General features: G+C 75.0%; 15 protein-coding genes and 1 pseudogene. 11 read left to right on the forward strand and 5 right to left on the reverse strand.

Annotation, left to right across the window (positions count from 1 at the left end; translation table 11 throughout):
• The first annotated feature begins 15 nt into the window (after window positions 1-15).
• Entirely contained in the window at window positions 16-582 is a 567-nt protein-coding gene (locus BX266_RS04835; RefSeq protein WP_099897679.1) for a DUF4240 domain-containing protein, read from the forward strand.
• A gap of 3 nt (window positions 583-585) precedes the next feature.
• Here BX266_RS04835 and BX266_RS40755 read toward each other — a convergent pair whose 3' ends face one another.
• Window positions 586-2,274: a SpoIIE family protein phosphatase gene (locus BX266_RS40755; protein ID WP_143686861.1), complete on the reverse strand. Its 1,689-nt coding sequence runs from the start codon at window positions 2,272-2,274 to the stop codon at window positions 586-588.
• Window positions 2,275-2,702: 428 nt separating this feature from the next.
• Window positions 2,703-3,197 carry a GNAT family N-acetyltransferase gene (locus BX266_RS04845; RefSeq protein ID WP_099897681.1) on the reverse strand — a complete coding sequence of 165 codons (495 nt, stop codon included), beginning with the start codon at window positions 3,195-3,197 and terminating at the stop codon, window positions 2,703-2,705.
• A 135-nt stretch (window positions 3,198-3,332) separates the two neighbouring features.
• Here BX266_RS04845 and BX266_RS04850 point away from each other — a divergent pair, with 135 nt between their 5' ends.
• A complete protein-coding gene (locus tag BX266_RS04850) occupies window positions 3,333-6,602 on the forward strand; it encodes a BTAD domain-containing putative transcriptional regulator (RefSeq protein WP_099897682.1) in 3,270 nt (1,089 codons plus the stop codon).
• Window positions 6,603-6,614: 12 nt separating this feature from the next.
• On the opposite strand, the gene BX266_RS04855 is transcribed toward BX266_RS04850, so the two are convergent.
• A complete protein-coding gene (locus BX266_RS04855; RefSeq protein WP_099897683.1) occupies window positions 6,615-8,147 on the reverse strand; it encodes an MFS transporter in 1,533 nt (510 codons plus the stop codon).
• A 352-nt stretch (window positions 8,148-8,499) separates the two neighbouring features.
• On the opposite strand from BX266_RS04855, the gene BX266_RS04860 reads away from it, so the two are divergent.
• From BX266_RS04860 to BX266_RS04870, 3 genes are all read left to right on the forward strand, one after another.
• Complete coding sequence (locus tag BX266_RS04860; RefSeq protein WP_259464546.1) at window positions 8,500-9,651, forward strand: LacI family DNA-binding transcriptional regulator; 1,152 nt, start codon at window positions 8,500-8,502, stop codon at window positions 9,649-9,651.
• A 171-nt stretch (window positions 9,652-9,822) separates the two neighbouring features.
• Window positions 9,823-11,622 carry a hypothetical protein gene (locus tag BX266_RS04865; RefSeq protein WP_099897684.1) on the forward strand — a complete coding sequence of 600 codons (1,800 nt, stop codon included), beginning with the start codon at window positions 9,823-9,825 and terminating at the stop codon, window positions 11,620-11,622.
• A 334-nt stretch (window positions 11,623-11,956) separates the two neighbouring features.
• Window positions 11,957-14,776 (forward strand): cellulose binding domain-containing protein, encoded by a 2,820-nt coding sequence (locus BX266_RS04870; RefSeq protein WP_099897685.1) that lies wholly within the window; start codon window positions 11,957-11,959, stop codon window positions 14,774-14,776.
• A gap of 98 nt (window positions 14,777-14,874) precedes the next feature.
• Here BX266_RS04870 and BX266_RS04875 read toward each other — a convergent pair whose 3' ends face one another.
• Window positions 14,875-15,843: an acetylxylan esterase gene (locus BX266_RS04875; protein ID WP_099897686.1), complete on the reverse strand. Its 969-nt coding sequence runs from the start codon at window positions 15,841-15,843 to the stop codon at window positions 14,875-14,877.
• Window positions 15,844-15,944: 101 nt separating this feature from the next.
• Entirely contained in the window at window positions 15,945-16,736 is a 792-nt protein-coding gene (locus BX266_RS04880; protein WP_099897687.1) for a FadR/GntR family transcriptional regulator, read from the reverse strand.
• 192 nt (window positions 16,737-16,928) lie between these two features.
• On the opposite strand from BX266_RS04880, the gene BX266_RS04885 reads away from it, so the two are divergent.
• From BX266_RS04885 to BX266_RS04910, 6 genes and pseudogenes are all read left to right on the forward strand, one after another.
• Entirely contained in the window at window positions 16,929-18,539 is a 1,611-nt protein-coding gene (locus tag BX266_RS04885) for an ABC transporter substrate-binding protein (protein ID WP_099897688.1), read from the forward strand.
• A gap of 64 nt (window positions 18,540-18,603) precedes the next feature.
• Complete coding sequence (locus tag BX266_RS04890; RefSeq protein WP_099897689.1) at window positions 18,604-19,554, forward strand: ABC transporter permease; 951 nt, start codon at window positions 18,604-18,606, stop codon at window positions 19,552-19,554.
• A 2-nt stretch (window positions 19,555-19,556) separates the two neighbouring features.
• Window positions 19,557-21,506, forward strand: a complete 1,950-nt coding sequence (locus BX266_RS04895; RefSeq protein ID WP_180290382.1) for a dipeptide/oligopeptide/nickel ABC transporter permease/ATP-binding protein — start codon at window positions 19,557-19,559, stop codon at window positions 21,504-21,506.
• Window positions 21,503-22,510: pseudogene (locus tag BX266_RS04900) on the forward strand (oligopeptide/dipeptide ABC transporter ATP-binding protein); the annotation flags it as partial. The gene BX266_RS04895 and the pseudogene BX266_RS04900, both read left to right, overlap by 4 nt.
• Window positions 22,491-23,414 carry a dihydrodipicolinate synthase family protein gene (locus BX266_RS04905; RefSeq protein WP_099897691.1) on the forward strand — a complete coding sequence of 308 codons (924 nt, stop codon included), beginning with the start codon at window positions 22,491-22,493 and terminating at the stop codon, window positions 23,412-23,414. The pseudogene BX266_RS04900 and the gene BX266_RS04905, both read left to right, overlap by 20 nt.
• A complete protein-coding gene (locus BX266_RS04910; protein ID WP_099897692.1) occupies window positions 23,411-24,376 on the forward strand; it encodes an ROK family protein in 966 nt (321 codons plus the stop codon). Before BX266_RS04905 ends, BX266_RS04910 begins: the two co-directional genes overlap by 4 nt.
• The last annotated feature ends 76 nt before the right edge of the window (window positions 24,377-24,452 follow it).

Here is a 24,452-nt window from a genome sequence, read left to right on the forward strand (position 1 = left end):
GCGAGGGTGGCGGGCATGGACATCGACGAGTTCTGGCAGCTGATCGACGCCGCGCGGGCCGCGGCCCGTCCCGGCACCCCGTTCGACCGGGCCCTGGTCGAGCTGCTGGCGGCCCGCCCGGAGGCGGAGATCCTGGCGTACGAGGCCTGCTTCGACCGCCTGCACGGTGACCTGTACCGCTGGGACGTGTGGGCCGCGGCCTACCTGATCGGCGGCGGCTGCTCGGACGACAGCTTCATGGACTTCCGCGCGGGCGTGATCGCCGAGGGCCGCGGCTGGTACGAGCAGGTCCTGGCCGCCCCCGACGCGCTGGCCGGCCATCCGCTCGCGGTGGGCGAGGACCCGGAGGAGGCCGAGGAGCTGTTCTACGAGGAGGTCAACTACACGGCCGCCGAGGCGTTCGGGCTCCGCACCGGTGACGAGGACCGCTTCCACGAGGAGTACCGCCGCCACCGCGCCGAGCACGGCATCGACGGCACGCCGCCCGCGGACGAAGACATGGGCGAGGACTTCGACTTCGACGACGACGCCGAGATGCACCGCCGCCTGCCCCGGCTGGCCGCGATCTACCTGACCGACTGACCGTCACCGGTCGAAGCGGAACGCCAGCAGCGTCGCGTCGTCCTCGGACAGCGGGCCGGACATCTCCCGGACCACGGCGTCCACCAGTTCCTGCAGGTCGGGGCCGGTCGCGCGGCCGGCGACGGCGTGCCGCTCGACGGCGGCGCACAGCGCCTCCACCCGCGCGTCGATGTCCTGGTCGCGGCGTTCCACCAGGCCGTCGGTGTACAGCAGCACGGTGTCGCCGGGGCGGACGTAGGTCTCCACCGCCCGGTAGGTGTTCTCCGCCAGCACGCCGAGCGGCGGGCCGAGCTCGGCCGCCAGCGGCGTGGCCCGGCCCTCGCGCAGCAGGACCGGCGGCGGGTGGCCGGCGCAGATCCAGCGCAGCAGGTGCCGGTCGGGGTAGTAGCGGGACACGATCGCGGTGGCGGTGGACTCCTCGCCGTCGTCGTAGGCGATCCGGTTCAGCCAGGCGCCGAGCGACTCCACCAGCGCCCCGGTGAACGCCAGCCCGGCCAGCGCGTGCCGCAGCATCGACATCAGCGCGACCGCGTCCAGGCCGTGCCCGCGCGCGTCCCCGACGGCCAGCAGGGCACGCCCGTCCGGGAGTTGGCGGACCTTGAACCAGTCGCCGCCGACCCCGCCCTCGGCCGGGCGGTAGGCGACGGCGGTGCTGACGCCGAGCCCGGCCAGGGTGGCGAAGCGGGGCTGCAGGGCGTCCTGCAGGCGCTGGACGACGATGTGCTCGGCGTCGGCGCGGCGGGCCTGACGTTCCGTCTCCTCCTCCTGCTCGCGCAGCCGCCGCTGGCTGTCGGCCAGCTCGGTGACGTCCTGCAGCACGGCCCGCAGGCCCTCGATCGGGCCGTCGCCGTCCCGGACCGCCTCCGCGACCAGCCGGATCCGGCGCGGCCGCCCGACGCCGTACATCTCGGTCAGCACGTCGATGTCCTCGCCCGTGGTGAGCAGGTGGTCGAGCGCCCGGTACAGCGCGGGCCGGGCGGTCTCGGTGACCCGGCCGAGCGCCTGCGGCGGGGGCAGGGTGGGCGTGTCGGGGGCGAGGCCGAGCAGTGCGGCCAGGCCGGGGGAGATGTCCAGCCGGCCGTCGCGCAGGCTCCACTCCGCCCAGCCGACCCGGGCGATCCGCTGCGCGGCGCGGGCGATCTCCTCCGTCCGGTCCTCGGTCCACACCAGCAGCAGCCGACGGCCCAGCCGGTGCGTCGTCACCCGCTCCCGGCGCAGCCGCACCACCCCGTCGGCCCCGGTCGACTCCCACCGCACCGGGATCTCCCGCGCCGCGTGCCCGGTGCGCAGCACCTCGGTCACGGCGTCCGCGAACGCCGCGCTCCACAGGCCCGGGTACGCCTCCCGAAGCGAGATCCCGTGCCCCTCCTCCGCGGGCCCGTGCACCTCCTCCGGATGGTACGGGTGCCGGGCCGCCGCCTCGTTGACGATCACCACCGCCAGGTCGCGGACGTTGCCCCCGGCGTCCTGCACCGGCTCGGCGAGCACCGCCGCCTGCGGCACCGCGTCCAGCAGGCGGTGCAGGTCCTGGTCCGGCGGCCGGGCCAGGTCGGGGTCGAGGGCCGTCTCCGGCACGATCGGCGGCGCGGCCGCCGCAGGCGCCGGCTCGGGTCCGCGCTGCTCCTCCCGCAGCCTCGCGACGGTGCGCCGCAGGGCCCCGCCCCAGTCGGCCTGTTCGCCTCGCCCGTACACCGCCCGCCCCTTCCGCCGCGCCTCCTCCGCCACCCTTCCGCCCACGGCCGCGGCTCGCGACCCCGGCAACCCGCACGGGTGAGGCCCGGACTGACACCGAGTCACCCCGGGTCGTGGTCGCGAGGACCGCCGGCGGCCGGACGGCTCAGGGCGCCTTCGAGGCCGCCGGACTCGGGTGGTCGTCGGCCGGAGTGTCCGGTGCTCTCCGTGAGCTTGTCCGCCGGCACCTTCGGCTCGCCCGACCCAGCCTCCACCGTCCCGGAGCACCCGGCCGGCGCCAGCACCGCCCCCGCACCGACCGCGGCCCGCGCCTGCTCCGGCCGCCGACCGGCCCGCTCGGGCCCGACCCCGGCCCGAGGGGAGCGGGGAGCCCAGCAGCCCTTCCCGCCGCCCCCGGGCCGCGTCGCCCCCGGGCGGCGCGCCGGTGTTCAGGCCCGGAGGTCGCACGCGTACCAGGTGCCCGCCGCGCCCCCGAGATCGGCCGGGGCGGCCGGGCCGACCGGGACGAACCCGGACCTGGTCAGCACCTTCCGGGACGCCGCGTTGTCGTGAGCGGCGGCCGCCCGCAGGGTGTGCAGGCCGTACCGCGCGACCGCGATCCGGCACAGCTCCCGGACGGTCGCGGTCGCCACGCCGCGCCCGGCGACCTGCTCCGCGACCCGGTAGCCGAGTCGGGCGGCGCCGTCCTCCAGGTCGAACAGGTTGAACCTGCCGATGACCGAGCCGTCCTCGGCGAGGAGCACGTGGAAGGCGCAGACGCCGGCCTCCTGCTCGGCCAGCACGGCGTCGAACCCGTCCGCGAACCGGTCGAAGAACTCGTCGCCGCGGTCGGGGACCGAGGCCGCGAAGTAGCTGCGGTTCGCCAGCTCGAAGGCCAGGACCGCGGGGGCGTGGTCGGCGTGCAGCCGCGTCAGTTCGGACATCGCCCGACTGTACCGACGGCGGTCGCCGGGGTGCTCGGAATTCCGCCGGCGTCCTGGCCGGCCCGGCCCGCGGGGTGCGGGCGGCGGCTGAACTGCCGGGCCGGGCTGGCAGAATGACGGCCGGAGGTTGATCAGGTGCGTATCGGCATCCTCGGGCCGTTGGCGCTGTGGGACGGCGCGGGGCGGGCCGTCGAGGTGAGCGGACTGCGGCTGCGGTCGTTGCTGGTCCGACTGGCGGTCGCGGAGGGGCGCGCGGTCGCCCCGGACCGGCTGGTCGAGGACCTGTGGGGCGACGCTCCGCCGGCGGCGCCGGCCAACGCGCTGCAGACCCTGGTGTCCCGGTTGCGGGCGCTCGGCGGGCGGGAGTTGGTGGCGGCGGTGCCGGGCGGGTACCGGCTGGGGGTCGCGGCCGAGCGGATCGACGCGGTGGAGTTCGAGCGGCTGGTGCTCTCGGCGCGGGCGGTGGACGCCCCGGCGGAACGGGTGGCGGTGCTGCGGCGGGCCTTGGCGCTGTGGCGGGGACCGGCCCTGGCCGAGCTCGCCGACGCCGGGTACGCGAGCGCGGCGGCGGCCCGGCTGGAGGAGTTGCGGCTGACGGCCGTGGAGAGCCGGGTGGAGGCCGAGCTGGATCTCGGCGAAGGCCGGTACCTGGTGGGCGAGTTGGAGGCACTGACGGCTGCCCATCCGCTGCGCGAGCGGCTGTCCGGGCAGCTGATGCGGGCGCTGGTCGCCGCGGGACGCCGGGCCGCCGCGCTGGAGGTGTACGGGAGCACCCGGCGGGAGCTGGCCGACCGGCTGGGCGTGGACCCCTCCCCCGAGCTCACCGCCGTCCAACTGGCGGTCCTTCGCGACGAGTTGCCGACACCGGAGCCTGTCGGCCCGGTCCGCCGCGGCAACCTCCCGAACGCGCTGACCAGCTTCGTCGGCCGCGAGCGGGAGCGCGAGGCGGTCGCCGGACTGCTGCGTACCGAACGGCTGGTGACCCTCACCGGGCCCGGTGGGGCCGGAAAGACCCGGCTGGCGGTGGAGGTCGGCCACGGACTGTCGGAGGAGTGTCCGGACGGGGTGTGGCTGGTGCCGCTGGCGGCGGTCGGGGCGCCCGCCGAGGTGCCGCAGGCGGTGCTGGCGGCGGTGGGGGTGCCGGACGCGCTGCGGGTGGGTGAGCCGCGCGGCGGGGTGCGGTCCGCGGTCGAGCGCCTGGTGGACGCACTGGAGAACCGGCGGCTGCTCCTGGTACTCGACAACTGCGAGCATCTGCTGGACCCCGTCGCCGAGTTGGTGGCGCTGCTGCTGGCCCGGGCGCCGCAGCTGCGGGTGCTGGCGACCGGCCGGGAGCCGCTCGGGATCACCGGGGAGCGGCTCTGCCCGGTGCCCTCCCTGCCGCTGCCCGCGCACGACCGCGGCCTCGGGCCCGCGGAGGCGCTGGAGCACGCCGCGGTGCGCCTGTTCGCCGACCGGGCGGCCGCCGTCCGGCCGGGGTTCCGGCTGGACGGCTCGACGACGGCGCTGGTGGTCGGGATCTGCCGGGAGTTGGACGGCATCCCGCTGGCGATCGAGCTGGCCGCGGCCCGGACGCGATCGCTGACGCTGCACCAGATCGCGGCCCGGCTCGGCGACCGCTTCCGGCTGCTGGGCGGCGGCGACCGGTCCGCCCTGCCCCGCCACCGGACGCTGCGCGCCGTGGTCGACTGGAGCTGGGAGCTGCTGGACGGGGCGGAGCGCGCGGTGCTGCGCCGCCTGTCGGTGTTCGCGGGCGGCGCCGCGCCCGAACTCGCCGAGCAGGTCTGCGCGTTCGACGCCGCCGACCCGCCCGATGTGGTCGCCGCGGCCGAGGTGGTCGACGTGATCGCCGCACTGATTGACAAGTCGCTGGTGACGGCCGCGCCCACCGGAACCGGGGACGGCTGGGACGGCGGCGGCGACGGCGACGGCGACGGCGACGGCGGGGTGCGCTACCACCTGCTGGAGACCGTCCGGGCCTATGCGGCCGAGAAGTTGGCGGAGTCCGGCGAGGCGGGCCGGGCCCGCGACGCCCACGCCGCCGCCTTCCTGGCCCTCGCCGAGCGCGCCGAGCCGGAGCTGCGCCGCCACGACCAGCTGCGCTGGGCGACCCGCCTGGGCGCCGAACGGGACAACTTCAACGCCGCGTTGGGGCACCTCGTCGACCGGGCCGACCCGGTGGGGGCGTTGCGGCTGCTGGGCGCGCTGGCCTGGTTCTGGCTGATCGGCGACCACGCCGCCGAGGCCGGCGGCTGGGCCCGGGCGGTGCGCGAACTGGTCGGCGGCGAGCCGCCGTCGGAGCTGCGGGACGCGTACGCGATGTGCACGTTCCTCGCCGTCCTGGTGCCGGCGCTGAACGCCGACGGCCGGCCGGCGCCGGCTGCCGTCCGGGACGCCGTGGCGGCGGTGCTGGCGGACGTTCCGCAGCCGCCGCGGCACCCGGTGCTGGTCCTCGCCGGGCCGGCCTGCGCGCTGCTGTCGGGCGACCTCGCGGCGGCCCGGGAGGGCCTGCTGGCGGCCGCTGGGCACGCCGATCCCTGGGTGCGGGCGGCGGCCCGCACCGCGCTCGGGCAGCTGGCGCTGACCGACGGCGAACTGGGTTCGGCGGGTGCGCAACTCCGGTCCGGTTACCGCGAGTTCACCGGCCTGGGCGACCTGTGGGGCCGCAATGCGGCGATCGGCGGGCTGCTGGAGCTGGCGCTGATCCGGGGCGAGGGCGAGGAGGCCGTCCGGCTCGGCGAGGAGGCGTTCGGCACCGTGTCGGCGGGCGAGCGGCTGGACCGGTGCGCCCTGGTGCTGGTCCAGTTGGGCCGGGCCCGGATCGAGGCCGGCGACCCGGTGCGCGGCCGGGCGGACCTGGAGCAGGGCGTGGCCGCCGCCGAGCGGCTGGGCGAGCACGCCAACGCCGTCACCGGCCTGCTCGCGCTCAGCGACCTGGCCCGGCGCACCGGCGACCTGGCGACAGCCCGCGAGCCGCTGCTCCGGGCGCTGGCGATGCTCGAACCACGGGCCGAACGGGCGGAGACTCCACGGCTGTTGGCCCTCGTCCACGGCCGGTTCGGATGCCTCGCCGAGCAGGGCGGCGACCTGGCGGCCGCGGCGGACTGGCACGACCGGGCGCTGGCCGCGCTCCGGGACGGGCGGGTGACGGACCGGGACGCCCCGGCGGCCGTCGCCGAGGGCCTGGCCGCGCTCGCCGCCGCCCGCGACGAACCCGCCCGGGCCGCCGAACTGCTGGGCGCCGCGCACGCGTTGCGCGGCTACCCGGCCTCCCGCAGCCCGGACGTCCGGCGCGCCACCGCCACCGCCGGGGCGGCGCTCGCCCCGGCCGCCTTCACCGCCGCGTACGAGCACGGCCGCCGCACCGCCGCCCACCGTCCGCTCGCCCTGCCGTCCGGGCCCTGACCCGACGGACCGTCAGACCGCGACCGGCGCGGCGCTCTGCGGCTCCACGACGCCCTTCGGACGGCCGGGCAGGAACACCGCCGCGAGGACCGCGGCCAGCACCGCCACCGCGCCGCAGGCGGTCAGCACCTGGCTCATGCCGTGGACGAAGGCGCCGTGCGCGGAGGCGAGCAGCGCCGGGTCGCCCAGCTCGCGGGCGACGGCGTCGGCGGCGGCCACCGAGTCCCGGGCGGTGGCGGCAGCGGGTGCGGGCAGGCCGTGGACGTCGATCCGGCCGAGGTAACCGGCGCTGAGCAGGCTGCCGAGTCCGGCCACGCCGAGGACGCCGCCGACCTGCTGGAGTGTCTCCAGGAGGCTGGTGCCGGCGCCGGCGTCGTCCTCCGGGAGGGTGGCGAGCACCAGGCTGGTGGAGGGGACGACGGCCAGGCCGAAGCCGACGCCGAGGACGGCGAGCCAGAGCGCGGTGAAGCCGTAGCCGCTGCCGGTGCCGGTGGCCGCGCCGAGCAGCGCGCCGGCGGCGAGGAGGAGCAGGCCGGCCGGGACGACCGTGCGGGCGCCGAGCCTCGGCACCAGTCCCTCGCTGAGTCCGGCGGAGACCATCAGGCCGCCGATCAGCGGCAGCACCCGCAGGCCGGTGCCGAAGGCGTCGAAGCCCTGCACGGCCGCCAGGTACTGCGGCACCACGAACAGGATGCCCATGATCGCGAAGTTGCCGAACACCGCGGTGAGGGTGCCCCAGGCGAAGCTCCGGTCGGTGAACAGTCCGAGGTCCACCAGCGCGCCGGGGGTGCGGCGTTGGTGCAGCAGGAAGCCGGCGAGCAGGACCGCTCCGGCGAGCAGCGCGCCGACCACCACCGGATCGGCCCAGCCGTCCGTCGGCACCATGATCGTCCCGTACACGAGGGAGGTGATTCCCACCGCGCTCAGCACGGTCCCCAGGGTGTCGAACGGGACCGCGGCGCCCGCGGGTTCCGGGTCGGCGGCCAGCAGCAGGCGGCTCGCCACCAGGGCGAGGGCGACCACGGGGAGGTTGAACAGGAACACCGAGCCCCACCAGTAGTGGTCGAGCAGCCAGCCGCCGACGACCGGGCCGGCGGGCATGCCGACGGCGGCGGCGGCCGTCCAGACGGCGATGGCCTTGGAGATCTCCTCCTTCGCGAAGATCCGGGGCAGCAGCGCCATCGAGATCGGCAGGATCATCGCGGCGCCCAGGCCGAGCGCGGTGCGCACCGCGATCACCGCGCCCGGGGAGTGGACCAGGGCGCCGGCCAGCGAGGTGAGGCCGAACAGGGCGAGGCCGGTGAGCAGCAGGCGCCGGTGGCCGTGCCGGTCGCCGAGCCGGCCGACCGGGAGCATCGCCACGCTGAAGGTCAGCAGGTAGCCGCCGCCGATCCAGAGGAGCTGGCTGCTGTCGGCGCCGAGGTCCGCGGCGAGGGTCGGCAGGGCGACGTTGACGATGGTGCCGTCCAGACCGACCACCAGGACGCTCAGGACCAGGGCGCCCAGGGCCCACCAGCGGCGGGGCGAGGGAGCGGGGGTTGTCACGACGGGGCCTCCGGGTCGGGGGAAACGGGGGCGGTCCACCGGGGCTCTCGGCCGCCGGGGTCCGGTTGCGCCAGCCTCCGGGGCGGGCCTGGCACGGGGCTGGCACCCGACTGGCACCGGACTGGCAGCGGACCGGCAGGGCCGCCGACCCGACGCACCGTCAGGCCCCAACTCGGCCTTCCGGCGGCAACTGTGGCGATCTTCGGCGGACCGGACATCCCGGGCGGGCGTGAAATCCCGTCGTGTCACGCCTCTTGACGGTCCACCGACGACGCACCTACGGTGCGGGAGCCGGTGGCCCCGGGCGGGTGGCCACGGCATCCCCCACCCCGCGCCAGGAAGGGCGACCGCGTTGCCCGTTCACCCGCTCCCCCACCCGATCGGCACCACCCGTCTGCCGGGCGGTCCCGTCCCGTTCCCGACCCCCGTGCACCCCGCCCCGGACGATCCCGGTCCGGGCGGCCGCGCCCCCGCCGGCCTCGCCAGGGGCGACCTCGAAGCGGACGACGTCGGTCCGTGCGCCTCACCCGGTCCGACGCTCGCCCAGGTCGCGGCCCGCGCGGGCGTCTCCAGCGCCACCGCGTCCCGGGTGCTGAACCGCTCCGCGCCGGTGTCGACCGAGATCGCGGCGAAGGTCGAGTGCGCCGCCCGCGAACTCCACTACGTGCGGCGTCGGGCGCCCGCGTCGACCGCCCGGGACACCGGGGCGATCGCCGTGGTGGCCTTCGCCGACGTGCTGCGCTTCCACGCCGACCCGTTCCCGGTCCGGCTCCTCGCCGGCGCGCAACGCGTGGTCCCGGACCGGGAGTTGGTGGTGCTCACCGCAGGTCCTGGGCAGGCCCGGCCCTCGCTGGTGCGCTACCTGTGCGGCGGCCACGTGGACGGCGTGCTGCTGGTCGGACGGTGGGGCGATCCGGCGCTCCCGGGCCTGCTGCAGGCCGCGGGCGTGCCCGTGGTCTCGCTCGGCCGTCCGCCGCAGTCGCAGCGCCTGGCACACGTGGACGCCGACAACCTGAGCGGCGCCCGCGCGGCCGTCCACCTGCTGCACCGGGCCGGGCGCCGCCGGATCGCCACCATCGCCGGGCCGCCCGACACCGCGGCGGGCGCGGACCGGCTGGCCGGGTACCGGCGGGCGCTGACCGACCACGGCGACCCGACCCGCTGCGCGGTCGCGTACGGCGACTTCGGGTCCCGCTCGGGCGAGCACGCGATGCTCAAGCTGCTCGGCCAGCACCCGGACGTGGACGCGGTGTTCGCCGCCTCGGACGCGATGGCGGTGGGCGCGCTGCGGGCGCTGCGCCGGCTCGGCCGACGGGTTCCGGACGACGTGGCGGTGATCGGGTTCGACGACTCGCCGGCCGCCGCGACCGCCCGGCCGGGCCTGACCACCGTCCGCCAGCCGGTCGAGGACCTCGGCGCGCGCGCCGTGGAGCTGCTCCGCGATCCGGCCCCGTCCCGCTCCGTGGTCCTCCCCACCCACCTGGTGGTCCGCCAGTCCTGCTGACGGCCGCGCCCCGCAGCGAGCCGCCCTCCGCTGCGGGGCGAGCCAGAACTCCTGTTCCCAGAACGCAGGTTGACCGCAGAATCCGCCCAACTCCGGTACGAACGAGGCGCATACGGATCGGCTAGGGTCGTTGCCGGTTGCATCCGTCCGCGTCGAGTGGGAGAACGGCCGATGCCGCGTTACGAGTTGACCGCGCTGGACGTGCTGGGCGAGCAGTACGGGCGATGCACGGACAGCTCCCCGCCGGACCTCGCCCGGATGGCGGCGTTCGGCGACGCCCACCGGGCGGGGTACGTGCTGTGCCGCCACGATCGCGGGTACCTGGTGTTCGGCCGGGCCGCGGAGGGCGACTGGCGGATCGTCTGCGACGCCACCGACGAGGACTCCGCCCACGAGCTGCTGCTCTGGTTCGACCTGACGAACCACTACACCGGCCCGGGCACCGGCGACGACGACCCGGACCATCCGCTGGCGCAGCTGCCGGCGCCCGGCGCCCGCGGGCCGCTGAGCCGCGAGCGGGCCGTGCAGCTGGTGACCGAGTGGGTCGAGGCGCGCGGCGCGGACTACCCGGTCGACGCGCTGGCCGCCGAGCGTTTCGCGTGCGGCTGGTTCGTGCACGCGCCGGTGGCGGTGGACGAGAGCGACCCGATGGCGTTCCTGGACCTGCCGGTGGGCCGCTCGGTGTTCCTGGTCAGCGACCTGGGGCGGGTCAAGGAGGCCACCTCCTCGCTGCCGCCGCACCTGGTGCGCGGGCTGTTCTGCGCCGAGGAGGCGTTCGTCCGCCGGCGGTCGGCCGAGGAGACCTTCATGGACGGGTTCGCCGCCGAGTTCGGGCGGCTCGCCGTCTCCGACGGCGCGCCCGGCATCGCCTCCTTCACGGTCGTCGACGAGCCGCCCGAGGACCTGCTGGCGGCGCGCGCGGCCGGGCTGGTCGACCCGATCGTGCAGCAGCTGTCGCTGCTCGGGCCGCCCGGGTGGGAGAGCTTCACCGCCGTGTTCTCCTGCACCGTCTCCGCGGAGGTCGCCCGGCTGAGCTTCCGGGCCGGCGGCCGGACCACCGAGGTCCGGGTACCGGAGCAGCTGGCCGTCCTGGTCCGCCGTCAGCGGCACCTCGCCGCGCAGCTGCCGGCCGGTCCCTGGTGGCGGCTGGTCCTCACCGCCGACCTCCGGCCCGGTGCCGGCGCCGGGGTGATCACCGGCTACGACTACGGCGACGAACCGCTGCCGGAGAACGACCTGCTGCGTCCCGAGCACTACCGCGAGGACCTGCTCGCCTACCCGCGCACCGCCGTCCCGGCCTGGCTGACCCGCCACCTGGCCGGCGCGAAGCAGTCGCCCGCGGAACGGCGGCCCACGGAGCGGGCGACACCCCCGCCGCCGCGGGCGGCCTCAGTCGTCCTGGACACCAAGCACGCGTGGAAGCGCCTCTACGCGGACACCCGGGAGATCGCCTACGGCAAGGAGTCGCTGGCACTCGACGCCATCGACTGGCTGCGGTACCCGGTCGTGCACAGCGTCACCCGCCGTTTCCTGGGCCCGAGTTCGCATTCCACCACGTACTACTTCGGGGTGGGGACGGGCCTGAGCGGCCGGGGCGGGCTGGCGGACGTCGAGTTCCTGACGCTCGGCAAGCAGGCGCCGCCGGCGGAGTGGACGGCGCTGGTCGGGCTGCTGCAGGATCGGGTCGAGCCCCGGCTGCTGGCCCGGTTCGTCGAGCAGGTCGCGGACGGGGAGCCGGTTTCGGTGGCGGGCCTGCGGCTGGACCGGGACGGGCTGGCGGCCAACAAGCGGGCGCTGTCCTGGCGCGCGCTGGAGCCGGTGCGGGTGTCCGGCGGTTCGGTGTTCCTGTACCGCAGCGGCGAGCAGCAGCCGGTGTTCCAGGTGCCGCTGAGTCACCCCAACGCGGTGCTGGTGCCGCCGCTGCTGGCGGTGCTCGCCCCGCGGCTGGGCGGCCGGCCGCAGGGAGGCTGACGGTCGGCGGGCTCGCACCGGGCCGCGGGCACTGGTACAAGGCTGTCGAACGACTGTCGAATACGGCCCGGCGGGGTGCCGGGCGGGGCGGTCGCGTGGGTCGCACGCAGGCGAAAGACCTGTCGAATATGTGTCGAACGCGGCCCGCCGCGCGGCCCGACGCGGTGTCAACTGCCGCCCGGGGAGCCCCGATCCGACCGCCGAGCGATGTACCTTTCACCTCGGGCGCAGCACTGACCTGCGACTTTGCCGAGCTTCGAAACTGTTTCGTTGTCGGCGGGGCGGGCGGGCCCGCTAGCTGGTGGTCCCCACCCGCGAGCTAGGAGAGTCCCCCATGCCATCTGTCCCCCTGGAGCGCCGGGCCGTGCAGCGGCCGCCGGTGCGCGGACGCCGGCCGGTGCTGGCGACGGTGGCCGTCGCGGCCGCCCTCGCCGCCGGTGTCGCGACCGCCGCCCTGCCCCAACTGTCGGCCAGCGCAGCGGAGTCGGCGGCATCCGCCAGCCAGGCGTACAGCTGGAACAACGTGCAGATCGGCGGTGGCGGGTTCATCCCGGGCATCGTCTTCAACCAGGGGCAGAAGGGCCTGGTGTACGCCCGCACGGACGTCGGCGGCGCGTACCGGCAGGACCCGGTCAGCAAGCAGTGGATCCCGCTGCTGGACTCGGTGGGCTGGGACAACTGGAACCTGACCGGTGTCGCCAGCCTGGCCACCGACGCCAAGGACCCGAAGCGGGTGTACGTGGCGGCGGGCAGCTACACCAACAGCTGGGACCCGGCGAACGGCGCGATCCTGCGCTCCGCCGACCAGGGCGCGACCTGGCAGCGCACCACCCTGCCGTTCAAGATCGGCGGCAACATGCCGGGCCGCGGCATGGGCGAGCGGCTGACCATCGACCCGAACAACGACGCGGTGCTGTGGTTCGGCGCGCCGAGCGGCAACGGTCTGTGGCGCAGCACGGACTACGGCGCGACCTGGTCGAAGGTCGGCGCCTTCCCCGTCACCGGCACGTACGCGCCGGACCCGTCCGACGCCTCGGGCTACCAGAGCGACCCGCTGGGCATCCTGTGGGAGGTGTTCGACCAGGGCAGCGGCACCGTGAACGGCGTGACCAAGACCGTGTTCGTCGGGGTCGCGGACAAGCAGAACAGCGTCTACCGCTCGGACGACGGCGGTTCGACCTGGACCCGGATCGGCGGCCAGCCGACCGGCTTCGTCCCGCACAAGGCGGTGCTGGACGCGAGCGGCGGCAACCTGTTCGTCTCGTACTCCGACACCGGCGGCCCGTACGACGGCGCGCACGGCGACGTGTGGAAGTACGCGACCGCCACCGGGACCTGGTCGAACGTCAGCCCGGTGCCGTCCTCGGACACCGGCAACAACTACTTCGGCTACTCGGGTCTGACCATCGACCGCCAGCACCCGAACGTGCTGATGGTGACCGGCTACAGCTCGTGGTGGCCGGACACCCAGATCTGGCGCTCCACCGACTCGGGTGCGACCTGGAAGCCGTTCTGGTCGTACAACGGCTACCCGACCCGGGTCGACCAGTACGGCATCGACATCTCCTCGGTGCCGTGGCTGACCTTCAACGCCAACGTGTCGGCGCCGGAGGAGTCCCCGAAGCTCGGGTGGATGACCGAGTCGCTGGAGATCGACCCGTTCGACTCCGACCGGATGATGTACGGCACCGGCGCGACGCTGTACGGCTCCGCCAACCTGACGGCCTTCGACAAGGGCGCCAAGGTGTCGATCGCCCCCGTGGTCAAGGGACTTGAGGAGACCGCGGTCAACGACCTGATCTCGCCGCCGACCGGGGCGCCGCTGCTGAGCTCGCTGGGCGACCTGGGCGGGTTCAAGCACGACGACGTGACCAAGATCCCGGCGAAGGCCTTCTCCCAGCCGAACCTGACCTCCGGCACCTCGATGGACTTCGCGGAGTCCTCCCCGGCCACCATGGTGCGGGTCGGCGAGACCGCCTCGGGTTCCACCGAGAAGCACATCGGCTACTCCACCGACGGCGGCTCCACCTGGTTCGCCGCCTCGTCCGAGCCGAGCGGCGTGACCGGCGGCGGTCAGGTCGCGCTGGCCGCGGACGGCTCCGCCACGGTGTGGAGCCCGAAGGGCGCCGGCGTGTACCGCTCCACCGGGTTCAGCGGCTCCTGGACGGCCTCGACGGGCATTCCGGCGGGCGCGGGCGTGCAGGCCGACCGGGTCGACCCGAAGACCTTCTACGGCTGGTCCGGCGGCACCTTCTACGTCTCCACCGACGCCGGCGCGACCTTCACCGCGAAGGCCACCGGCCTGCCCACCGAGTCGGTCCGCTTCAAGGCCGTCCCGGGCGTGAAGGGCGACGTCTGGCTCGCCGGCGGCACCGCCACCACCAGCTACGGCCTGTGGCACTCCACCGACGGCGGCGCGACCTTCGCCAAGCAGGCGGGCGTCGACCAGGCCGACAACATCGGCTTCGGCAAGGCCGCCCCCGGCAGAACCTACCCGGCGATGTACTCCTCCGCGAAGGTCGGCGGCGTGCGCGGCGTCTACCGCTCCGACGACGCCGGCGCGAGCTGGATCCGGATCAACGACGACGCCCACCAGTGGGGTTGGACCGGCGCCGCGATCACCGGCGACCCGCGGATCTACGGCCGGGTCTACCTGAGCACCAACGGCCGGGGCATCGTGTACGGCGACACCGCGGGCGGCGTCTCGCCCTCGCCGTCGGCCAGCACGAGCAGCAGCCCGAGCCCGAGCACCTCGACGTCCGCCTCCCCGTCACCCTCCGCCTCCACCTCGCCGTCCTCGTCCCCGTCCTCCTCGCCGACCGGCGGCACGGCCTGTGAGGTCACCTACGCGGTGTCCAGCCAGTGGGGCGGCGGCTTCGGCGCCAACGTCACCCTGGCGAACAAGGGCACTGCGGCGATCAACGGCTGGTCGGTGGTGTGGACCTTCCCGAGCGGGCAGACCGTCGGCTCGCTGTGGAACGGCAACGTCACCCAGAGCGGGTCCAAGGTGACCGTCACCAACCTGGGCTACAACGGCGCCATCGCGCCCGGCAGTTCGACCTCGTTCGGCTTCACCGGCAGCTGGACCACCGCGAACACCGCCCCGACCGCGTTCACCCTGAACGGCGCCTCCTGCGCCGTGAAGGCCGGCTAGCCCCCGCTCCTCCCCGGAACCGGACCGGACCGGCCGCGCACACTGCGGCCGGTCCGGTCCTTCGCGTCCGCGCGACGCCCCGCAGGTCGCGCCCCGGCTCAGCCGAGGCGCTCGCGCAGCCAGGCCAGCTTGGCCGCCAGGTGGACTTCGCCGCCGCCCTCGTGGCCGTTGAACTCGTAGACCTTCAGGGCCTTCTCGCCCCCGTACGCGTGGTAGGCGGCGAACGGTCCGGACGGCGGGCAGATCGGGTCCATCAGCGCGATCGAGAACAGCGCCGGGGCCTGCGCGCGGGCGGCCAGCAGGGCGGCGTCGAAGTAGGCGAGGGTGGCGAACGCCCGGGTGGTGCGGTCCCGGTGCAGCCTCAGGTACTCGGCGATCTCGGTGTACGGCGGCTCGGCGGCGGTGCGCACGCCGCGCGGGAAGTCGCACAGGAACGGGACGTCGGGCAGCACCGCGGCGGGTGGGGCGTCGGCGAGGGCGGCCACCGCGAGCGAGATGCCGCCGCCCTGGCTGATGCCGGTGACGGCGACCCGGTCCGGGTCGACCTGCGGCAGGGTGCGGGCGGCGGCCAGGAAGCGCACCGCGTCGGTGTAGACCCGTCGGTAGTAGTAGTCGTCGGGGTGGCCCAGGCCGCGGGTGACGAACCCGGGGACGGCGCCCGCGGGTTGGGGGGCCGGGTCGTCGGTGCGGCCGGGCGCGGCGGACCAGCCCTGGCCGCGGGTGTCCATGATCAGGTGGGCGTATCCGGCGCAGGCGTAGCTCAGGTTCTCGTGCGGCAGTCCCGCGCCGCGCCCGTAACCGAGGTACTCGACGACGCAGCCCAGCGGGCCGCTCGCGCCGGCGGGCAGCTGGAGGCGGCCGTGGACGGGGTGGCCGCCGAAGCCGGGGACGGTCAGCCGGTAGCTGTCCACCAGCGTCAGTCCGTTGTCGACGGGGACGAGTTCGGGGCGTTCGACCGGCCCGGCCGCGGCGAGGGTGCGCTGCCAGAACGCGTCCAGGTCGGCGGGTTCGGGGAGCTGCGGGCGGTAGGCCAGGCACTCGTCGAGGGTGAGGTCGGTCAGCGGCATGGGGGTCTCCGGGAGGACGGGCCGGGGGGAGCGCCCAGATCGTAGATCAGACATCAGATGTCTGTCATCCGACCCAGGGTCCTTCACGGACCGGCACCCCGTCAGCTCCGCGCGGCGACGGCCTCCGCGCGGGCGGCGGCGATCCGCCGGCGGACCGGGACGTAGTGCCGGCGCACCGCGTCGGTGAACCGCTGCGGATCGCCGATCCGCAGCGCCTCGACCATGCCGCGGTGGGCGTCCACGGTGTCGGCCTCGTCCTGCGCGGTGACGATGTTCAGGTGCGGGGCGACCACGGCGTGCACCTCCCAGCAGGCGGAGGAGAGTTGCGCGACCAGCTCGTTGGCCAGTGGTTGCAGCAGCAGCGCGTGGAAGCTCCGGTCGGCCGCCACGATGTCCTGGCCGCGGGCCAGGCGCTGCTCCATCTCGCCGACCAGTGAGCCGAGTTGCTCCAGGTGGACGGGGAGCAGGGCGTCGATGATCCGGACCGCCATGGCACGCTCGAACAGCTCGCGGACGTCGACCAGGTCGGAGAGCACCCGGAAGTCGTCGTCGGGGCTGAGCAGTCCACGGAAGCTCAGGCTCTCCACCAGGGCGGAGAGGCTGAGCCGGCCGACGAAGGTGCCGTGGCCGTGCCGGACCTGGACGATGTCGAGCGCGTCCAGCACCTTGACCGCCTCGCGGACGCTGGAGCGGCTTGCGCCGAAGATCTCGCAGAGCTCGTTCTCGCTGGGCAGCGGGTCACCGGGCTTGAGGCGGTGGTGCAGGATGTGCCCCTTGATCTGGTCGACCACCGCCGGCTTCGCCGGGCCGGGCCCGGAGTGGAATGCCCAGGTCGGCGGGTTGGCCCGGCCCCGTTGGCCGTTGCCGAATCGTGAACCTGCGGCGGTCGTCATCCCTTGACCCTCCCCTGTGGCGGCGGCTACGTTCACACCCTAACAGCTCAGACATCAGATGTCTGATGACAGATGAGCTGCTCTCCCCTCTGCTCGATCGCCCGGGATTCCGACCCGGCGCCCCCTCGCGGTCCTCCGGTCCGGACCCGAGCTGACACCCCCTCACTCCGCTCTCCCCCACAAGGAGTTCCCGTGCTGGAACGGACGTCCAAGGAAGTCGACCGCCGCGGCTTCCTGCACCTGGTCGGCGCCCTCACCACCGCCACCGCGATCGCCGGTTCGGTCGCCGCCTGCGGCGGCCCGTCGTCCACCGCGGCGGGCTCCACCTCCGGCGGCGGCGACGCCACGGGCGGCAACGGCACCATCGAGGCCGGCATCTCGTACGCCCTGTCCACCGGCTTCGACCCGATGACCTCCTCGGGCGCCACCCCGGTCGCCGCCAACCTGCACGTCTTCGAGGGCCTGGTCGACCTGGACCCGGCCACCCGCGAGCCGTACGCCGCGCTGGCCACCGCGATGCCGCAGCAGGTCGACGCCACCACCTGGCGGGCCCGGTTGCGCTCCGGCGCGACCTTCCACGACGGCTCCCCGGTCACCGCTGAGGACGTGGTGTTCTCCTTCACCCGCATCCTGGACCCGGCGAGCTCCTCGCTGATCGTGCAGTTCCTGCCGTTCCTGGACAAGGTCACGGCGGTGGACGCGAACACCGTCGAGTTCAAGCTGAAGTACGCGTTCCCGCTGTTCGCCACCCGCATCTCGGTGGTGAAGGTGGTGCCGAAGAAGATCGTCGAGGCGGACCAGAAGGCCTTCGACGCCAAGCCGACCGGGTCGGGCCCGTACAAGGTGATCGAGGCGACCCGGCAGGACAAGATCGCCTTCCAGCGGCACGACGCCTACAACGGCCCGCGCCCGGCGAAGGCCGCGGCCATGGTGTGGCGGCTGACCTCCGACCCGACCGCGCGGGTCTCCTCGCTGGTCTCCGGCCGGGTGCAGGCGATCGAGGACGTGCCGTACGTGGACGTCGCCGGGCTGAAGGGCAAGGCCGTCACCGAGTCGGTGGAGAGCTTCGGCAACCTGTTCCTGATGTTCAACTTCACCCGCAAGCCCTTCGACGACAAGCGGGTGCGCCAGGCGCTGCACTACGCGCTGGACGTCGAGAAGATCGTCGCCACCGCGATGTACGGCAACGGCATCGCCTCCACCAGCTACCTGCAGCCCAGCCACCCCGACTACCACAGGGCCGCCACCGTCTACGGGCACGACCCGGAGAAGGCCAAGGCGCTGCTGGCGGAGGCCGGCGCGAGCGGACTGTCCGTCACCCTGCTGACCACCAACACCGGTTGGGTGAACGACATCGCGCCGCTGATCAAGGAGAGCTGGGACGCGGTCGGGGTGAAGACCACCCTGGACATCGGCGACTCCTCCGGCCAGTACAAGAAGGTCGACGCGGGCGACTTCGGCGTGCTGGCGGCGCCGGGCGACCCCTCGGTGTTCGGCAACGACGTCGACCTGCTGCTGCGCTGGTTCTACGGCGCGGGCGTGTGGACCACCAAGCGCTTCCGCTGGGCCGGCTCCCCCGAGGACGCCCAGGTCCGCGGTCTGCTCGACCGGGCCGCGCAGACCGCGGACGCGGCGGCCCGCAGCGCGCTCTGGAACCAGGTGATCGACCTGATCGCCGAGCAGGCGGTGCTGTACCCGGTCGTGCACCGCAAGCTGCCCACCGCGTGGAACGACCGGAAGCTGGCCGGCTTCAAGCCGCTGCCGACCACCGGCCTGTCCTTCCTCGGCGTCTCGGCCGCGTGACCGGGCCCGGGCCGGCCCGCCGCACCGGGCCGGCCCGGCCCTCCCCTTCTTCCTAGGACTCCTCATGCTCGTATTCCTCCGGCTCGCGCTGCGCCGGCTCGCGATGCTGCCGGTCATGGTCCTCGGCGTGACCCTGCTGGTCTTCGTGGTGCTGCAGTTCTCGCCCGCCGACCCGGCGTACAACGCCCTCGGCGACGGCGCGTCCGAGCAGGCCCGGGCGGCGTTCGCCGCCGCCAACGGGCTCGACGACCCGCTGCCGGTGCGCTACCTCCGCTTCCTCGGCGACCTGCTGCACGGCGACCTCGGCGTCACCGTGCCGCCCAGCACCGCGGTCTCGGACCGGATCGCCACCGCGTTCCCGCTGACCCTGCAGCTCACCCTGCTCGGGCTGGCCGTCGCCGTCGTGCTGGCCCTGGTGCTCGGCATCACCGGCGCGCTGTACCGCGACCGCTGGCCCGACCAGCTGACCCGGGTGCTCTCCATCTCCGGCGTGGCGATCCCGTCCTTCTGGCTCGGCATCGTGCTGATCCAGGAGCTCGCCCTGAACCGCTCGGTCCTGCCGACCGGCGGCTACGTCAACCCGGCCGACTCGGTGGGCGGCTGGCTGCGGACGATGATCCTGCCCGCGGTCTCCCTGGCGATCCCGGTCGCCGCCGGGCTGGCCCGGCTGGTGCGCACCTCGATGGTCGCCGAACTCGACCGCGACTACGTGCGCACCGCCACCGGCAACGGCCTGCCGCGGGCCGTGGTGATCCGCGGCGTGCTGCGCAACGCGCTGGTGACGCCCCTGACGGTGCTCGGCCTCCGGGTCGGCTACCTGCTGTCCGGCGCCGTGGTGATCGAGACCATCTTCGACCTGCCCGGCATGGGCAAGCTGATCCTCGAAGGCGTCACCGGCGGCGACGTCGCCCTGGTGCAGGGCACCGTGCTGACCATCGCGGTGGTCTTCCTCGCCGTCAACGTCCTCGTCGACCTGCTCGTCCTGCTCGTCAACCCCCGTGTCAGGACGGTGTGATCATGCGTATCGGACTCCTGCGCTCGCTGGCCCGGCCGGGCATCGCGTTCCGCCGGCTCTCGCTCGCCTCCCGGATCGCCCTCGGCGTGCTGCTGGTGGTGATCCTCGCCGCGGCCCTCGGCCCGCTGTTCACCCAGGACCCGCTGGCCACCGGCATGCCGGTCCAACCGCCCGGCGGCGCCCACTGGTTCGGCACCGACCGGGCCGGGCGCGACGTGTTCGCCCGGGTGGTCGGCGGCGCCCGCTACTCGCTGGTGATCGGCCTCGGCGCGACCCTGGTCGCGCTGCTGCTGGGCAGCGTGCTGGGCGCGTTCGCCGCCACCTCCCGCAAGGCCGGCGACGAGGGCGTGATGCGCACCCTCGACGTGATCATGGCGTTCCCGCCGATCGCGCTGGCAGCCGTGCTGGTCACCATCTTCGGCACCAGCGTGCCGATCCTGGTGCTCACCATCGCCTTCGTGTACGTGCCGATGCTGACCCGGGTGGTGCGCGCCAACGTCCAGTCCCAGTACGGCGAGGACTACGTCGCCGCCGAGCAGGTGATCGGCGCCCGGCGCGGCTGGATCGTGCTGCGCCACGTGGCCGTCAACTGCGCCGCGCCCGTCGCGGTGTTCGCCACCGTGCTGGTCGCCGAGGCGATCATCTTCGAGGCCAGCCTGTCCTTCCTCGGTGCGGGCGTCCAGCAGCCGAACCCGAGTTGGGGCAACGTGCTGGCCTACGGCCAGCAGATCCTGCTGGCGGGCGGCTGGTGGGCGACGCTCTTCCCCGGCCTGGCGATCCTGGCCACCGTGCTGGCGCTGAACGTCCTCGCCGAGGGCCTCACCGACGCCGCCGCCTCCCCCGCCAGGGCCCCTGCGGCGGGCGGCGGCCCGGAGCCCGCGCCGACCGCCGCGGTCGAACCCGAGGACCGGCGGGTGTCCGCCGCGCTGGACGTGCTCGCCGAGCGGATCGCCGCCCGCCCGCGGCCGTTGACGCCGGTGCCCGCCGACGCGCCCGAACTGCTCGCGGTCCGCGACCTGGCGATCCGCTTCCCCGACCGGTACGGCGAGGTCGCCGTCGTCGCCGGCCTGGACTTCACCGTCCGGCAGGGCGAGACCCTCGGCCTGGTCGGCGAGTCGGGCTGCGGGAAGTCCATCACCTCGCTCGCCGTGATGGGCCTGCTCGCCCGCAACGCCGAGGTCTCCGGCCGGATCGAGTACCGCGGCCGGGACCTGCTCACCATGGACGCCAAGCAGCGCCGGGCCCTGGCCGGCCCCGAGATCGCCATGGTCTACCAGGACGCCCTCTCTTCGCTCAACCCGTCCGTGCTGGTCGGCCGGCAGCTGCGCCAACTCACCTCGCGCGGCGGCACCAGGACCCCCGCCGAACTGCTCGAACTGGTCGGCCTGTCCCCCGAACGCACCCTGCGCAGCTACCCGCACGAACTCTCCGGCGGCCAGCGCCAGCGCGTCCTGATCGCCATGGCGCTCTCCCGCGACCCGAAACTGCTGATCGCCGACGAGCCGACCACCGCGCTCGACGTCACCGTGCAGGCCCAGGTCGTCGAACTCCTGGTCCGGCTCCGCGAGGAGCTCGGCTTCGCCATGGTGCTGGTCTCCCACGACCTCGCCCTGGTCGGCGACCTGGCGCACCGGGTGGCCGTCATGTACGCCGGGCAGCTCGCCGAACTCGGCGACACCGAAGCCCTGTTGACCGACCCCGCGCACCACTACACGCGCGGTCTGCTGGGCTCGGTGGTCTCGCTGGAGGCCGGCGCCGAACGCCTGCACCAGATCCGCGGCGTGGTGCCCGCCCCGCAGCGCTTCAACCCCGGTTGCCGGTTCGCCTCGCGCTGCGCCGCCGCCACCGAACTCTGCCGCACCACCCCGCCGGAGGCCGTCGACCGCACCCCCGGCCACGCCTTCGCCTGCCACCACCCGGCGGCCGCCCGACTCGAACGGAGCCTGCGATGACAAGTCCCGTACTCCGCCTGGACGGTGTGCACGTCCGGCACCGGTCCCGCAGCGGCGGCCTGTTCCGGCGGGACGCCTTGCACGCCCTCACCGACGCCGCCCTGCAGGTCGGCAAGGGCGAGATCCTCGGCCTGGTCGGCGAGTCCGGCTGCGGAAAGTCGACCCTGGCCCGGGTCCTGACGGGCCTTCAGAAGCCCACCGAGGGAACCGTCTCGTTCCGCGGCGAGGACCTGTGGGCGCTGCCCGCCGCCCGCCGCCGACGCGAATTCGGCTCCAGCGTCGGCATGGTGTTCCAGGACGCCTCCACCGCGCTCAACCCGCGGCTGCCGATCGGCCGGATCCTGCGCGACCCGCTGGACGTCCACCGGCGCGGCACCTCCGCCGAACGCGAAGCCCGGGTCGAGGAGTTGCTGGACCTGGTCGGCCTGCCCGGGCACGTGGTCCGCAACCTGCCCGGCCAGCTCTCCGGCGGCCAGCGCCAACGCGTCGCCATCGCCCGGGCGTTGGCCCTGGAGCCGGACATCGTGGTCGCCGACGAGCCGACCAGCGCCCTGGACGTCTCGGTCCGCGCGCAGGTCCTCAACCTGCTGGTCGACCTGCGCGAACGCCTGGGCCTCGGCATGGTGTTCATCTCGCACGACATCCAGACGGTGCGCTACCTGGCCGACCGCCTGGCCGTGCTCTACCTCGGCCGGGTGGTCGAGCAGGGCCGCGCCGACCGGGTCGCCGCCGCCCCCGCCCACCCGTATACCCGGGCCCTGCTCTCCGCCACCCCCAGCCTGCTGGAGGACACCGAGCGGATCGTCCTGCACGGCCCCGTCCCCTCGGCCACCCACCCGCCCAGCGGCTGCCCCTTCCGCACCCGCTGCTGGAAGGCCGACGACGCCTGCGCCACCGCGTTCCCCGCCGCCGACGGACCGGCCTCCGGCGAGCAGCGCTGGCACTGCGTCCACCCCGAAACCCCCTTCGTTCCAGGAGCACCGCATGACCGCCCATCAGCCCGCCTTCGCCGGCCTCGTCCCGCCCGTCGTCACCCCGCTCACCGCCGACGGCGAGATCGACGCCCCTTCGCTGGAGCGGCTCGTCCGGTTCCTGCTGGAGGGCGGCGTCGACGGCCTGTTCGCGCTCGGCAGCTCCAGCGAGACCGCGTACCTCACCGAGGCGCAGCGCACCCGCGCCCTGGAGATCGTCATCGGCGCGAACGCCGGTCAGGTTCCGGTGATCGCCGGCTGCATCGAAACCACCACCAACCGGGTCGTCGAACGGGCGCTGATCTCCCGCACGGCGGGCGCGGACGCGGTGGTCGCCACCGCCCCGTTCTACACCCGCACCCACCCCGTGGAGATCGAGCGGCACTTCCGGATGGTCGCCGCCGCCGCCGAACTCCCGCTGTTCGCCTACGACATCCCGGTCTGCGTGCACAACAAGCTGGACACCGGCCTGCTGCTGCGGCTCGCCGCGGACGGCGTGCTGGCCGGTGTCAAGGACTCCTCCGGCGACGACGTCGCCTTCCGCTACCTCTGCCTCGGCGCCCGCGAACTCCCGGACTTCGCCGTGCTGACCGGCCACGAGGTGGTGGTCGACGGCGCGCTGCTCGGCGGCGCGGACGGTGTCGTGCCCGGCCTCGGCAACGTCGACCCGCACGGCTACCGCCGTCTCCTCGACCACGCGGCGGCGGGCGACTGGGCCGCTGCCGCGGCCGAACAGGACCGCCTGGCCCGGCTGTTCGAGATCGTCACGGTCGCCCGGGACACCTCGGGCACCGCCGCCGGACTCGGCGCCTTCAAGACCGCCCTGATGCTGCGCGGCGTCATCACCACCAATGCGATGAGCGCCCCCATGGCCGTGTACGACGCCGCGCAGACCGCCGCCGTCGCCGCCGTCCTCGACCGGGCCGGCCTGCGTTGACCCCGGCCCGCCAGGACCAGGCTCCTGGCGCCGCAACCGCCACCGGCGCCACCACCGGCGGCGCCGTCGTCGCCGGGGTCGACATCGGGGGGACGAAGATCTCCGCCGCCCTGGTCGGCCCGGACGGGGTGCCCGGCCCCGCGGTGACGGTGCCCACGCCCGCCGCGGACGGCCCGGCCGCGGTGCTGGCCGCCGTTGCCGCAGCGGTGCGGGCGCTGGGCGGGGAGCCGGTCGCGGTCGGGATCGGCAGCGCCGGGGTGATCGATCCCGCTGCGGGCACCGTGCGCTCGGCGACCGACGCGATGCCGGGCTGGGCGGGGACCGAACTGCGCTCCGGCGTCGAGCAGTTGCTCGGTCTCCCGGTCGCCGTGGACAACGACGTCCACGCGCACGCACTCGGCGAGGCCTGGACGGGCGCCGCCCGCGGCGCCCACTGCGTGCTGCTGGTCGCCGTCGGCACCGGCGTCGGCGGGTCGCTGCTCATCGACGGCCGGGTGCACCACGGCGCGCGACAGGTCGCCGGGCACCTCGGCCACATCGCCGTCCCCGAGGCGGACGGCCTGCCCTGCACCTGCGGCGGCGCCGGCCACGTCGAGGCGGTCGCCGCCGGCCCCGCCCTGCTCGCCGCCCACCACCGCGCGGGCGGCCACCCCGCCGCCGACCTGCGCGCCGTCGCCGAACGGGCCGCGGACGGCGAACCGCTCGCCGCCGAGACCCTGGCCACCGGCGCCCGCGCGCTCGGCCGGGCGATCGGCGGGCTCGCCAACGTCCTCGACCCCGACCTTGTCCTGATCGGCGGCGGCGTCAGCCACTGCGGCCCGGCCTGGTGGGAGCCGCTGCGCACCGCCTTCGCCGCCGAACTTCTCCCGCCGATCGCCGAACTCCCGCTCACCCCTTGCCGGTTGGGCACCTCCGCCGCCGTCGTCGGCGCGGCCCGGCTGGCCTGGCGACGCCTCAGCTGACGACCCGCCGGCGTCGCCGCGCCGCCGGCCCGCCGCGAGGTGCCGCCGGTGCGCCCCGGGCCGAGGCCCCGTCATC

This window comes from Streptomyces sp. TLI_171, from assembly GCF_003610255.1.
In the GTDB taxonomy this organism is placed as follows: domain Bacteria; phylum Actinomycetota; class Actinomycetes; order Streptomycetales; family Streptomycetaceae; genus Kitasatospora.